This window comes from Alteribacter keqinensis (genome assembly GCF_003710255.1).
Taxonomy (GTDB): domain Bacteria; phylum Bacillota; class Bacilli; order Bacillales; family Salisediminibacteriaceae; genus Alteribacter; species Alteribacter keqinensis.
The window spans coordinates 1,558,263-1,571,662 of the sequence record NZ_RHIB01000001.1 but is presented as its reverse complement, the minus strand read 5'-3'; the positions used below and the strand labels follow the sequence as shown (position 1 = coordinate 1,571,662).

General features: G+C 43.9%; 12 protein-coding genes and 1 pseudogene. 11 read left to right on the top strand and 2 right to left on the bottom strand.

Features of this window, described 5'->3' with window-relative positions; all coding sequences use genetic code 11:
• The first annotated feature begins 61 nt into the window (after nucleotides 1-61).
• The 5 genes from EBO34_RS07685 to lpdA all read left to right on the top strand — a co-directional run bounded on the left by EBO34_RS07685 (nucleotide 62) and on the right by lpdA (nucleotide 6,154).
• Entirely contained in the window at nucleotides 62-709 is a 648-nt protein-coding gene (locus tag EBO34_RS07685) for a YkyA family protein (protein ID WP_122897316.1), read from the top strand.
• Between the two features lie 558 nt (nucleotides 710-1,267).
• Nucleotides 1,268-2,356: a pyruvate dehydrogenase (acetyl-transferring) E1 component subunit alpha gene (gene pdhA / locus EBO34_RS07680; protein ID WP_122897315.1), complete on the top strand. Its 1,089-nt coding sequence runs from the start codon at nucleotides 1,268-1,270 to the stop codon at nucleotides 2,354-2,356.
• Between the two features lie 3 nt (nucleotides 2,357-2,359).
• The gene (locus EBO34_RS07675; protein WP_122897314.1) at nucleotides 2,360-3,337 is read left to right on the top strand and encodes an alpha-ketoacid dehydrogenase subunit beta; all 978 of its coding nucleotides are present in this window, start codon (nucleotides 2,360-2,362) and stop codon (nucleotides 3,335-3,337) included.
• 95 nt (nucleotides 3,338-3,432) lie between these two features.
• On the top strand, nucleotides 3,433-4,740 hold the full coding sequence (locus EBO34_RS07670; protein ID WP_122897313.1) for a dihydrolipoamide acetyltransferase family protein: 1,308 nt from the start codon (nucleotides 3,433-3,435) through the stop codon (nucleotides 4,738-4,740).
• A 4-nt stretch (nucleotides 4,741-4,744) separates the two neighbouring features.
• Nucleotides 4,745-6,154 (top strand): dihydrolipoyl dehydrogenase, encoded by a 1,410-nt coding sequence (lpdA, locus tag EBO34_RS07665; protein WP_122897312.1) that lies wholly within the window; start codon nucleotides 4,745-4,747, stop codon nucleotides 6,152-6,154.
• A gap of 199 nt (nucleotides 6,155-6,353) precedes the next feature.
• Here the strand turns inward: lpdA and EBO34_RS07660 are convergent, their stop codons facing one another.
• Nucleotides 6,354-6,773 (bottom strand): thioredoxin domain-containing protein, encoded by a 420-nt coding sequence (locus EBO34_RS07660; RefSeq protein WP_122897311.1) that lies wholly within the window; start codon nucleotides 6,771-6,773, stop codon nucleotides 6,354-6,356.
• 479 nt (nucleotides 6,774-7,252) lie between these two features.
• Entirely contained in the window at nucleotides 7,253-8,770 is a 1,518-nt protein-coding gene (locus EBO34_RS07650) for a glycine betaine uptake BCCT transporter (protein WP_122897309.1), read from the bottom strand.
• Nucleotides 8,771-9,096: 326 nt separating this feature from the next.
• Between EBO34_RS07650 and EBO34_RS07645 the strand changes: the two genes are divergently transcribed.
• From EBO34_RS07645 to EBO34_RS07620, 6 genes and pseudogenes are all read left to right on the top strand, one after another.
• Nucleotides 9,097-9,966: a polysaccharide deacetylase family protein gene (locus EBO34_RS07645; protein ID WP_122897308.1), complete on the top strand. Its 870-nt coding sequence runs from the start codon at nucleotides 9,097-9,099 to the stop codon at nucleotides 9,964-9,966.
• Between the two features lie 55 nt (nucleotides 9,967-10,021).
• The gene (locus EBO34_RS07640) at nucleotides 10,022-11,131 is read left to right on the top strand and encodes a M23 family metallopeptidase (protein ID WP_122897307.1); all 1,110 of its coding nucleotides are present in this window, start codon (nucleotides 10,022-10,024) and stop codon (nucleotides 11,129-11,131) included.
• Nucleotides 11,132-11,668: 537 nt separating this feature from the next.
• The gene (locus EBO34_RS07635) at nucleotides 11,669-12,106 is read left to right on the top strand and encodes a hypothetical protein (RefSeq protein ID WP_122897306.1); all 438 of its coding nucleotides are present in this window, start codon (nucleotides 11,669-11,671) and stop codon (nucleotides 12,104-12,106) included.
• A gap of 68 nt (nucleotides 12,107-12,174) precedes the next feature.
• Entirely contained in the window at nucleotides 12,175-12,468 is a 294-nt protein-coding gene (locus EBO34_RS07630; RefSeq protein ID WP_122897305.1) for a DUF3055 domain-containing protein, read from the top strand.
• 173 nt (nucleotides 12,469-12,641) lie between these two features.
• The gene (locus EBO34_RS07625; RefSeq protein WP_122897304.1) at nucleotides 12,642-12,773 is read left to right on the top strand and encodes a GapA-binding peptide SR1P; all 132 of its coding nucleotides are present in this window, start codon (nucleotides 12,642-12,644) and stop codon (nucleotides 12,771-12,773) included.
• 253 nt (nucleotides 12,774-13,026) lie between these two features.
• Nucleotides 13,027-13,191: pseudogene (locus tag EBO34_RS07620) on the top strand (transposase); the annotation flags it as partial.
• Between the last annotated feature and the right edge of the window lie 209 nt (nucleotides 13,192-13,400).

The window sequence follows — 13,400 nt, the reverse complement described above, 5'->3', positions numbered from 1 at the left end:
GAAAAATAAGGTAGGTTGAAAAAGGAAGTTTATTGTAGTTTTTTGAAGGGGGATTACATAAGTGAAGAAAGGTATCCAGCTCCTGGGCACGGTTGCTCTGGCTGCAGTCCTGACAGCCTGCTTTGGAAACGACGCTGCCATGGACATGCACGAACACTTAGAGAACGCAGTAGAAAAAGAACAGGTGTTTCAGGAACAACAGTCTCCGTTAACTGAAGCCGAAAAGCAGGAGCACGAGCTTTACGATGAAATGCTCACTCTTACAGAAGTTGAAGAAATTGAGCCTCTGGCTGATGAAGCGATTGCTTCAGCAGAAGAGCGCCGTGCGCTGATTGATAACGAGAAACAAAGTATCGATGATGCTTATGAAGAGTTTCAGGAAGTAGAAGGTCACGTCAGTAATCTTGATGAGGATGTGCAGCCTGCCGCAGAAGACATGATCGCAGCAATGGACGCACGATACGAAGCCTACCAGGAGCTGTACGAGGAGTATAACAACACAATTGATATGGACATTGAACTCTACGAAATGATTAAACGAGAAGAGCTCACAATAGAGGAACTTCAGGAAAAGCACGATGAAGTAAATGAAGCGTATGACCGTATCAATCAGCTGAACACAGCTTTTAATAAACGGACACAGGAATACAACGAGACCAAACGGGCGTTTTACGAATCAGCTGACATGGGCGTTGAAGAACCTGTTTAAGGACACTCAGCCGAGTGTCTTTTTTTGTCTCTGATATTTCTCTTTGTTACTATCTTATTTGAGAGCGGCACTGTTTTCATAAACTTGAACCGTCCGGAAAAGCGAAGGACAGAAAGGCAGCTTCAACTAAATACCGGAATCACCCCTGTCTGTATAACAGTAAGTTTTTTTCAATATAACAGTTCGCTGATCCTGATTTTTATTTAAGAACAAAAACACGAGCAAAACCATTGACGAACTGCAAAAACTTAATGTAAACTTATTGTCGAATAAGAAAGTTGTATCACTCATTTTATAAAAACAGTAATACAGTGTTGCTTTGACGTGTAAAAGTCAGCTGACTTTTGGTTAAGGGAATTTTGTATTGGGTATACAACCATTAGAGGTTTTTGTCGGAACAGCTGGATTTCTCATTGTTTTTAGGAAGATGGGTAATCTATAAGATGGTGAACACCGGAAAGCAGGCGAGTCAGACAGCGCCTTGATGCTGACGGCTTTGCAGAATAGTCAAGTGAAGACAGCCTTAATGTGAAAAGAAAGGAAGAGGTGAAAGGATTCATGGAAAAGACGAAAGAACTACAACAGATTGAAAGCCAGTTTGAAACCTTCCAAATATTAAATGAAAACGGTGAAGTCGTTAACGAAGATGCGATGCCGGACCTTTCAGATGAAGAGCTTAAGGAGTTAATGACGCGTATGGTCTACACGCGTATCTGGGACCAGCGTGCGATCTCCCTTAACCGTCAGGGCCGCCTTGGCTTCTACGCTCCTGTAGCAGGTCAGGAAGCTTCAATGATCGGTTCTCAATTCGCTCTTGATAAGAAAGACTGGATTCTCCCGGGTTACCGTGACATTCCTCAAATTGTTTATCACGGAGTACCAATGGACCAGGCATTCCTATGGTCCCGCGGACACTATGGCGGCGGACAGATGCCTGAGGGCGTAAACGTAATGATGCCACAAATCATCATCGGTGCGCAGATTACTCAGACTGCCGGTGTAGCAATGGGGCTTAAGCGCAATGACACAGGCACAATTGCCATTACTTATACAGGTGACGGTGGTGCGTCTCAAGGTGACTTCTATGAAGGTATGAACTTTGCAGGTGCATTCAACGTACCAGCCGTATTCGTTGTTCAGAACAACCGTTTTGCTATCTCTGTACCGGTTGAAAAGCAGTCTGCTGCCAAGACAATTGCACAAAAAGCAGTTGCAGCCGGAATTCACGGCGTACAGGTAGACGGAATGGACATTCTTGCTGTTTACGCAATGACGAAAGAAGCTCGTCAGCGCGGACTTGACGGCAACGGCCCTACTCTAATCGAAACACTCACATACCGCTATGGTCCGCACACAATGGCCGGTGACGATCCAACACGTTACCGTACGTCTGATGAGGACGACGAGTGGGAAAAGAAAGATCCACTTGTGCGCTTCCGTAAATTCCTAGAGTCGAAAGACCTTTGGAGTGAAGACGAAGAAAATAAGATCGTTGATCAGGCGAAAGAAGATATTAAAGAAGCAATTAAAAAAGCAGACAGCGCTCCTAAGCAGAAGGTTACTGACCTTATCGGTTTCATGAACGAGGAACTTCCTCAGAACCTGAAGGAGCAAATGGAACAATATAAAGAAAAGGAGTCGAAGTAAGCTATGGCGCAAATGACAATGATTCAAGCGATTACGGATGCGATGCGCAACGAACTTAAGAACGACGAAAGCGTCCTCGTATTCGGTGAAGACGTGGGTCAAAACGGCGGAGTATTCCGTGCCACAGAAGGTCTTCAAAAGGAATTTGGGGAAGATCGCGTATTTGATACGCCACTTGCGGAGTCCGGTATCGGCGGATTGGCTTGCGGTCTTAGTGTGACTGGCTTCCGTCCGGTAATGGAAGTTCAATTCTTCGGTTTCATTTTCGAGACATTTGACGCTGTTGCAGCGCAAATGGCACGTATGCGTTACCGTTCCGGCGGCGTGTACAACTCTCCTGTAACAATCCGCGGACCTTTCGGCGGAGGAGTTAAAACGCCTGAGCTTCATGCGGACAGCCTTGAAGGTCTTATGGCTCAGACTCCAGGGATAAAAGTGGTTATTCCAGCTACTCCTTACGATGCAAAAGGACTTTTAATCTCTGCAATCCGTGACAACGATCCGGTTGTATTCCTTGAGCACATGAAACTTTACCGTTCTTTCCGTGAAGAAGTACCTGAAGAAGAGTACACAATCGAGCTTGGAAAAGCAGACGTTAAGCGTGAAGGTAAAGACATCACAATCATCACGTACGGTGCAATGGTTCACTCTTCACTAAAAGCTGCTGAAGAGCTTGAGAAAGACGGTATTGATGCAGAAGTAATCGACTTACGTACTGTAAGCCCGATTGATGTTGATACGATCATTGAGTCTGTTGAAAAGACGAACCGTGCCATCGTAGTACAGGAAGCACAAAAGCAAGCTGGTATTGCAGCGAACGTTGTAGCTGAAATCAGTGACCGTGCGATCCTTAGTCTTGAAGCACCGGTACTTCGTGTAACTGCTCCTGACACAGTATTCCCATTCGGTGCAGCAGAAGACACCTGGCTTCCAAGCTACAAAGACATTGTTGAGAAATCAAAACAAGTCATCGAATTTTAATCCTTAGAACCTGCATATAAGGCTAAGCTGAACGAGGGTGTTCATACCCTCTTCAGCATTCCTGCAACAAGTGATAAGAAACGGAGGCGTTACGATTGGCTTATAAATTTAAAATGCCGGATATAGGTGAAGGAATTCACGAAGGCGAAATCGTAAAATGGGAAGTAAAAGAAGGCGACGAAGTAAAAGAAGACGACGTGCTGTGTGAAGTGCAGAACGACAAAGCCGTTGTTGAGATCCCTTCCCCGGTTGACGGTACAGTTAAAGAACTTCATATTGATGAAGGAACTGTAACGACAGTAGGAACAACAATTATTACATTTGAAACCGACGCTGAACCACCTGAGGAAGATGAAGGTGAAGAGGAAGAAGCGAAGGAAGAACCAAAAGCGGAAGAAAAATCTGAAGCTAAAGCAGAAGCGGACACAGAAGAAGCATCTGAGCCGGCAGCCCAGGACGAAGAAGTGGATGAGAACCGCCGCGTAATCGCAATGCCTTCAGTACGTAAATTTGCCCGTGAAAAAGGGGTAGACATCCGTAAAGTAAGCGGATCCGGTAAGAACGGCCGCGTTGTTAAAGAAGATATTGAAAGCTTCATTTCAGGAGACCAGGGCAAAGATGAAGAGCCAGCTAAAGAAGAATCTGCTCAGGAAAGCAAGCAGGAGAAAAAATCTGTTGCTTCATACCAGCCGGCTAACGAAGAGCTTGAAACCCGTGAGAAGATGTCCGGTATCCGTAAAGCAATCTCTAAAGCGATGGTTAACTCCAAGCACACAGCTCCTCACGTAACATTGATGGACGAAATCGATGTCACTGAGCTTGTTGCCCACCGTAAAAAGTTCAAGCCGGTTGCTGCTGATAAAGGCATCAAACTGACTTACCTTCCATATGTGGTTAAGGCCCTGACTTCAGCACTTCGCGAGTACCCGGCACTTAACACATCTGTTGATGATTCAACTGACGAGATCGTACACAAGCACTACTTCAACATCGGTATCGCCGCAGACACTGAAAAAGGCCTTCTCGTACCGGTTGTTAAAGATACGGACCGCAAGTCCATCTTCAAGATTTCTGATCAGATTAACGAACTTGCCGGCAAAGCACGTGACGGTTCCCTTGGTTCTGATGAAATGAAGGGTGCTTCCTGCACAATCACAAACATCGGATCTGCAGGTGGACAATGGTTTACTCCGGTTATCAATCACCCTGAAGTTGCGATCCTCGGTCTTGGACGTATTGCCGAAAAAGCAGTCGTTCGCGACGGTGAAGTTGTCGTAGCTCCAGTTCTTGCCTTGTCATTAAGCTTCGATCATCGTATCATTGATGGTGCGACTGCTCAGCACGCATTGAATCACATCAAGCGTCTGTTGAACGATCCACAATTACTTGTAATGGAGGGCTAAACTTATGGTAGTAGGAGATTTTCCGGTTGAAGTAGATACGCTCGTCATTGGCTCCGGTCCCGGCGGCTACGTAGCTGCAATCCGTGCAGCTCAACTCGGGCAAAAAGTAACGGTTGTAGAAAAAGGAAACCTCGGTGGCGTTTGCTTAAACGTCGGCTGTATTCCTTCAAAAGCACTTATTGAAGCAGGCCATCGTTTCCACGATGCAGGCAACTCTGAAGATATGGGGATCAGCGTTGACAAAGTCAGCCTCGACTTCTCAAAAGTTCAGGAATGGAAGCAGGGTGTCGTAGAAAAACTTACTGGCGGCGTTGAAGGTCTTCTTAAAGGCAACAGCGTTGATATCGTTAAAGGCGAAGCTTACTTCGTCGACGAAGAGACAGTTCGTATTATGGACGACAAGAGCTCCCAGACTTACAAATTTAAAAACTGCATCGTCGCTACAGGATCCCGTCCTGTTGAGCTTCCTGCATTCAAATACACTGAGCGCGTTGTTTCTTCTACTGGTGCTTTAGGTCTTAAAGAAGTACCAGAGAAGCTCGTTGTTATCGGTGGCGGCTACATCGGCGTTGAGCTTGGTTCTGCCTATGCAAACCTTGGCGCTGAAGTAACAATCCTTGAAGGTACAAAAGCCATCCTTCCTGGATTCGAAAAGCAAATGAGCCAGCTTGTGGCGAAGCGCCTTAAGAAAAACGGCGTAACGATCAAAACAGAAGCTTTCGCACAAAGCGTTGAAGAGTCTGACAGCGGTGTGAAAGTAAAAGCTGAGATCAAAGGCAAAGAAGAAACATTTGAAGGAGATTACCTTCTTGTAACAGTCGGACGTAAGCCGAACACAGATGAACTTGGTCTTGAACAGGCTGGTGTTGAACTTGACGATAAAGGTCTGATCAAGATCGACAAGCAGTGCCGTACAACATCAAGCAATATCTACGCAATCGGTGACATCGTAGCAGGCCCTCAGCTTGCTCACAAAGCGTCCTACGAAGCAAAGGTAGCTGCTGAGGCTATTTCCGGCGAGCCAGCTGAAATTGACTACACAGCGATTCCTGAAGTCGTATTCTCAGGCCCAGAGCTTGCTTCTGTTGGTCTTAAAGAAAAAGAAGCGAAAGAACAAGGCTACGACATTGAAGTTGCCAAGTTCCCGTTTGCTGCAAACGGACGAGCTCTTTCTCTTAACGCAACAGAAGGTTTCGTGAAGATGATTACGCGCAAAGAAGACGGCCTTGTACTTGGCGTTCAAATTGCCGGTGAACACGCTTCCGACATGATTTCTGAAGCATGTGTTGCGATTGAAGCAGGTATGACAGCTGAAGACTTGGCGCTTACTATTCACGCCCACCCATCTCTTGGTGAAATTACAATGGAAACTGCGGAAGTTGCCCTTGGCATGCCGATCCACATTGTAAAATAATCGCATTTTAAATACCCCGCTCATTTGAGCGGGGTGTTTTTGTGTAATTGCTGTGAAAAAGGCTGTTAACCGTTGAATGGAGGGGCTTAACCGTAAAAAGAGGGGGGGCAAAGTGTAAGAATAGAGTTGCAAACCGTAGAAAAGAGCAGGCTGACTGTAAAATAACATAACCAGGCTGCGGAAACAGCCTGGCACTCGATCATCCTCTGTTTAAATAAGAAACATCCTGCACTTCAATCCTCTCGAGACCGGTTTTGAACTCATTTAATATTTGCCGGCTGTCGAGATTTCCCTCAATTTTTACTTTCACCTCGTGATCGGAAATTATAATCAATGTGGGAAACGATTCAATATCATATGACTGTATATATTCTTCTTCGTCTGAATCGACAACTTTAACAGAATCAATTTTGTCAGTGTGGTCTTGTTGTAAATCAAGTACGGCGTCATAATAGTTCACTTCCTGTTCAATCTGGCTCTCATCAGAGAAGAGCACGGCAATAACTTGATTGTCCATTCCAAGGTTGGAGTCGTCGGCGTTTGTTTTTTCGGACTGACAGCTGGAAGACAGGAACATGACTGATATGGAAAAAGTTAAGATGAACATTTTCTCTGTCATTATGTGATCATTCCTCTCGAAAAAGGATCTGAGCTAAGTAAGGTTAGTCAAATAGTAACACGGCGGCACAAAATAAAAACCGAAGTAACATAACTGTTATGTAAATGAAAGCTTATCAAAACCTTATGTTAAGGAGTGTAAAAAGAAAGCGGTAAAAAGAAGGTTCGATTGATAAAACAGCTCGTTTTTGAGGAAGACAGAAAAATATGCTGGAAACCTCTCTTTTACCGTAATTTTAAAAAAACAGCTAAAAGGGAAGTCCAGGTCAATCATCTGCACCGGCACAGATTCATAAAGTGGCATAATAAAGACGCAGATAACTTCAATACACTAAAAGAGGAACAAGCTGCATGCTGAAAAGGCGCACGAACGGACCGTATAATGCGTAATAAGCGAAATTCAACATCCAGGTTCAACAAAAATAAAAACAGCCCGGAATGAAGAGTGATCCTCCATTCCTGGCTGTTACTTTTACAGTTTTACTGTTTTTGTTCTTTTAACTTTTTAGGCGGAATTTTCTCTTGCCGTAATGCTTTCATTAAACTTATGACCATAAAGATCATGATAATCGCAAACGGGAAGGCTGCGATAATGGATGCTGTCTGAAGGGCTGCCAGTCCTCCTGCAAGGAGAAGAACGGCTGCAGTTGTCGATTGAATAACACCCCAGACAAATTTAACAGGGTTTGGCGGGTTCAAACTTCCGTTTGTCGTCTGCATACCAAGAACAAAGGTTGCTGAGTCAGCAGATGTAATAAAGAATGATGCGATTAGCAGCACGGCAATGATCGTCATGATTGTACCGAAGTTAAATTGGGCAAGGACAGCGAACAGTGCTGACTCCTCACCGGAATCACTGATCGTTGAGTAAATGTCTATACCTTGCTCAAGCTGAAGGTTCATAGCTGTTCCACCGAAAACAGAGAACCATAATGCCCCGAAGATGGTGGGTACGGCTATAACACCGAGGATAAACTCACGGATCGTACGCCCGCGGGAAACCCGTGCAATAAACGTACCTACAAATGGTGCCCAGGCAATCCACCATGCCCAGTAGAAAATAGTCCAGTCCTCAACCCACGTACTGTCAGGGTTGAATGTATCGATTCTGAAGCTCATGCCAACGAAGTTCTGCAGGTAACTTCCGAACGTCTGGGTAAAGGCGTTCATAATGTAGTTGGTCGGTCCTGCAAATAACATAAACAGCATGAGAAAAGCAGCCAGAATAATATTCGTTTTACTTAAGTATTTAATACCTACATTGAGTCCAGTCTGAGATGAAAACATATACAGAATGGTTACGACTAGAATAATAATCAGCTGCAGTGTGACCGTGTTGCTGATTCCGAATACCTGTGACAGACCTCCGCCAATCTGTGCTGTACCAAATCCAAGTGAAGTAGCAACACCGAAGACAGTTGCAAATACAACAATGACGTTAATAGTTGTTCCGATCGGTCCGTTGACACGGTCTCCCAAAAGCGGCTCAAATGCGGCGCTCATTACGGCAGGAGACTTCTTTCGGAATTTAAAGTAAGCAAGTGTTAAAGCGACTACTGAGTAAATAGCCCATGGGTGAACGCCCCAATGGAAGAACGAGTAACGCAGGGCAACTCCTGCTGCCTGTGCATCATCATTGATCACCTCAGACGGAGGCGGGGTAAACAAATGATACATCGGTTCTGCGGCGCCCCAGAAAACGAGCCCTATCCCCATTCCCGCTGTAAATAGGAATGAAAACCATGTGAGATAATTGTATTCCGGTTCCTCATTTTCGTCCCCAAGCTTAATACGGCCTAAAGGAGAGAAGATTAAGTAGATGGCAAAAGCAACAAAGGCGGTTGCGGTAAGTAAATAAAACCAGCCAAACTGCCCGGTAATGAACCCCTGTATTTCAGTCGTAATATGTTCCATGTTTTCGGTGGCTGCTACGCCCCAGATGATGAAAGCAACGGTAATGACAAGGGAGATAACGAATACTGGTGTGAGTCTTTTCACAATCAATTCCACCTTTCATAAATTTTGTCGAATATTAATGCGGATAAAAAGCAACATGAACCAAAATACCATAAGGCGTTTTAATTGACAACTATTTTACCTTGTCAGACTTGGTTTTATCGTTAATCCTTACCCTCACCTATGAAAAGAGAAACGTATAATTAGTAATTTTGACCTACTGGAAGGGGCTGGGTTTCGACAGTGACTCTATGTAGTATTTCAATAATTGTCGAATGATATCCTGTTTAATGACAGGGGTTTCATATCTTCTCCAAGGCTACTCTGATAAAATATAAAGCGAGATTAAAAACAAGGAGTAGATACGTGTGAAAAAAGTTGTTGGCGGGCTGACTGTGGCTGCATTGCTGGTTACAGCATGCGGAGATGAGAACGGAAACGAAGAAGAAACAGTAACGGAAGATGATACATACGAAGAAACAACAGATAACGAAGAGAGCGAAGGAGCAGAAGGACAGGGAGGCGATGAAGACGAAGACCTCGCTGATGATGATCAAGACCTCCATGATGAAACAGACGAGGAGGAAGAACTGGAGGAAGAATCTGAGACCGAGGTTACTCACCAGATGGCTTCGGATCATACTGTACAGCCCCTTGATGGGAACAACAGTGAACAGGTGGTGCTCCTTACGATTGACGATGCTCCAGCCGATCACGGGCTGGAGATGGCTCAAACTCTCGCAGAGCTTGACGCCGGGGCTATTTTTTTTGTGAACGGTCATTTTCTACAGTCTGAAGATGCTAAGGATCAGCTTAGAGGCATTCATGAGCTTGGGTTTGAGATAGGTAACCATACAATGAATCATCCGAATATGAGCCACCTTACTGAGGAAGAACAGTATGCGGAAATTATTGAACTGAACGATCTGGTAGAAGAAATTATCGGTGAGCGTCCGAGATTTTACAGAGCGCCGTTCGGGGTTAATACCGATTATTCAAAGCAGTTGATAGAAGAAGAAGGAATGCAGTGGATGAACTGGACCTATGGATATGATTATGAAGCTGATTATATGGAAGCAGACCCGCTGGCTGAAATAATGGTAGAGACAGAACTTTTACGAAACGGTGCGAACCTGTTAATGCATGACCGCTCTTTTACAAGTGAAGCTCTTGAAGACATTGTGAATGGGTTAAGAGAAAAGGGATATGAACCAATTGATCCTGAAAAAATAGAATAAATCAAGCTGCTGCTGTCTACAATTGAATAGGGAAACAAGAAAGGAAAATGTAAAAATGAAACCAAACAAAAGGCTGGTTTTATTCCTCTCCCTATTTATCGTAACTGTAATAGCAGCTGCAGTGAACCTTGCCACATACGTGGAAGAAGGCACTGAAAAGCAAAAACCCGCAGAAGGCCCGGATGAGAGACATTCTGCTGAAAATGAAATCTACCTCTCAACAGATCAGGTGGATGGGACTCAGATATTTAAGGTAGAAGAATTAATAGAAAAGCAAGGCGGGAATTTTTCTTATGATGAGATTCATCGGAAGCTTGAAATGACTATTGGCAACCGTTCATTCGGCTTTATTTATGACGTGCCGGTTATGGAACGGGACGGGTTGTTTTTTCCTTCAGCAAAAACGCCTCTGCTGCTAAATAAAGAAGGAGACCCTTGCCTGCCAGTCGGGTTTCTGCTTGAACTTCCTGGAATGGAAATAGTCGTGGAGGAAGAAAACCAAGTTGTGCTGAAAATGGAGACGCCCAGCGTTGAAGTATTGTCCGAACAAACGGATCGATTTATCCTTGAGGATTTGACGGTGGATGAGATGATTGAATACTTGTCCTTTCTCGATTTTCCGATCAGAGATGCAGCAGTAAGTACGATTGACAGTCACCTGCCCGGTGCTCCTCGTCCGTACCGTAACGGATACCATGAAGGGATAGACTGGTACGGTTACTCCACAGGTGTTGATATTACGACGGATACGCCTGTTTATGGAATGGCTGAAGGGATTGTTGTACGCGTCGACCATGATTATACTGAATTTGAATCCGAACTAATAAGAAATGATACCCTATCTGCCACAGCAGAGCTTGGTTTGACACCGGAGTATCTTCTGGATAAATTACGGGGAAAACAGGTGTGGGTACAATACGAGAACGGCGTGATGAACAGGTTTGCCCATCTGGACCGGACTAATCCGGACCTGAAGCCGGGTGATCGTGTAGATAAGGATATCCTCATCGGTTATGTGGGCAATTCAGGAACCAGTTTTGCTGTTAACGGCGATGGAGGAGGACTCCACCTGCACCATGATTTACTCATCTACGGGGAATTGTTCTGGAAGCCATTCACACCAGATGAAACGAAGGAGATTTTAACAGGCATCTGGGGCAACTGAACCGCTGGTTTTGTGTGGGCGTGATATCGTGGTTTCCTGCGAGCAGGCTTTGAATAGCTCATCCCGGTAGCATCTCCGCGTAACCGTCTGCATGAAAGCAACAGCAACAAAGCAGTGTTTTTCTATTATGCATTTAAAATCGATGAAGCACTGGGAATGGACGGGGAAGGGGAACCCAGGTTAGATCCTGCAATGCGAGAAAGGGACCGCCACGGGCATGCCCTCCAATGAGTGCAAATAAACACCTGAGTTTAACAGAGCGTATTAGGAAAGTCACATTAGTGGCTTTCTTTTTTAGTGCTTTTCACATAAGACTTTACATAAAATAAGTAAAGGTATAAATACCCGGTAATTTCTAATGTTTTCTAAGATATCCAAGAGTATTACAGTATATTACACAATGTGGAAAAGTCTAAAAAAATCTATAATTAATTCAACTCATCTGACAAAAGACGACATTAATTTTTGAACACATGTGATATGCTCAAAAAAATATAGAAAATCGGATAAAGGATTAAAATGGCAGGTGATAACAGAATGAATAAGTCAGATCTTTTAGACGGATTGCGGTTGGAAGTGGGGCGTGCGTATGATTACGCACTCAATCATGAAGATTTTATCGGCAGAGTAAGCAGAGCAATTTTTGACGGTGCTATGAAAAACATCGTTGTCATTGTATACAAAGCAGATGCAGAAGGCCAGGTCAGTCCTGTACATTTATATGGAACAAAAGAGAGTCTCGGAAAGGAATGTATGTTTGGCTTGGGATTTTCAGGTATGTGCGGAATGAAAAGCTCTGTATTTTTAAAAGAAGGGAAAAAGCAGACGATTCTCATGCCGGTAACAAATAAGAACAGACTGTCCTATATTTTTTCATTGCGCATTTCAACCGATCTGTATGCCATTACCGATCAGGATCTTCTTTTTACAGAGGAACTGGCGAACTTTATTGAAGCCAAAGGTAAGTTGCTATAAGCAAATTAGTTGCTAAGATTCTTTAATTTTCATATAATTATGAATAATTCAATAAGGAGGCGGTTACGGTGAAATGGGATCGGCTTTATGATGAGGTCGAACAGGTGAACGTACGTTTTGTCGGCGTTGCTACTGAATACCATCGCTATGACTTTGCAATCATGTACACAAACATGTTCTTTGGCAAAGCCCTCGTCACCTGTATGCAGACAGGACGGTCGACTCTACTGTGTCTGGATGATACCCAGGAAGCAGAAGCAATTCAGAAGGCCTTTCATATTAAGCAGCTGGATGAAGCAGAACAGATTGGTGCTTTTTTGCAAGGTGAACTGCCACCCGTAACCATCGTTGAGCAATATTAAAGTGGGCACGCGTCTCTTTTTGGAGATGCGTGTTCTTTTTTGTTTATTAGTATGTCACATTTGGTTTAAAAGACATACAATAATATATGAAAAGTAGTTGACAGTTTTAATGTGTCATACTATAATTAAAACTAACGAAAGCGCTTACAATTAAAATGAAGGAGTGGAGCTGAATGGGTGTCATTGTTTGCCAGAGCTGTGAGAAGGTTATTGAGCATTACGAAAATGAGAAGGTTTCAACACTGTACGGAAACTGCTGTGAGCAGTGTGCTGATGAAGCATCACTTATGAATAACGAGGAATAATGTAAAAGCTGCCCCTAGTGGGCAGCTTTTTTCAGACTACGGGAAAGTCTCTTCTCTACAGGCTTTTATTTTGTGTTAAATCTAACTAATCTCATTTATAAGTAAGCATAGATCTGCATTCGCTACAGACGGAACGCCTCAGCCTCCTCACTTCGTTACGGGGGTCTTCGTCTGTTGCTTTTCCCGCTGGAGCCGTCTTCAGCTTATGCCTACTTTCAATAAAATACGTTGAATTATACGTAAGGAGGAGGACATGTTAGGTCATATCCGTGAGAAACAAGTTGAATTAGAAATGGTCTCCATTGACCAGCTCGTTCCTAATGATCATCTACTTCGTAAAATCGATGCCACGATTGACTTTTCCTTTATATATGACAAAGCAACGCCTTATTATAGTCAAGACAACGGTCATCCCCCCCACAGAACATAAAGTAGATAGCAAACCACCTCACAGCCGGCTAAGAGGTGATTTTACTGTTTTCAAGAATAAACATTCATTATTTAATTGCTTTCTTTCTGCATAGAGAAAGTTTTTGCTGAGAATCCGAACATGAACAAACGTAGCGGATGAAATATACGCAGACTCCCTGCGGGATTAAAAGGAAGCCACTGAAAAAGTACAAAACA

Coding starts and splice junctions, on each gene's coding strand:
- pdhA (WP_122897315.1), top strand. CDS start 1,268: ATGGAAAAGACGAAAGAACTACAACAGATTGAAAGCCAGTTTGAAACC.
- EBO34_RS07675 (WP_122897314.1), top strand. CDS start 2,360: ATGGCGCAAATGACAATGATTCAAGCGATTACGGATGCGATGCGCAAC.
- lpdA (WP_122897312.1), top strand. CDS start 4,745: ATGGTAGTAGGAGATTTTCCGGTTGAAGTAGATACGCTCGTCATTGGC.
- EBO34_RS07660 (WP_122897311.1), bottom strand. CDS start 6,773: ATGACAGAGAAAATGTTCATCTTAACTTTTTCCATATCAGTCATGTTC.
- EBO34_RS07640 (WP_122897307.1), top strand. CDS start 10,022: ATGAAACCAAACAAAAGGCTGGTTTTATTCCTCTCCCTATTTATCGTA.
- EBO34_RS07635 (WP_122897306.1), top strand. CDS start 11,669: ATGAATAAGTCAGATCTTTTAGACGGATTGCGGTTGGAAGTGGGGCGT.
- EBO34_RS07625 (WP_122897304.1), top strand. CDS start 12,642: ATGGGTGTCATTGTTTGCCAGAGCTGTGAGAAGGTTATTGAGCATTAC.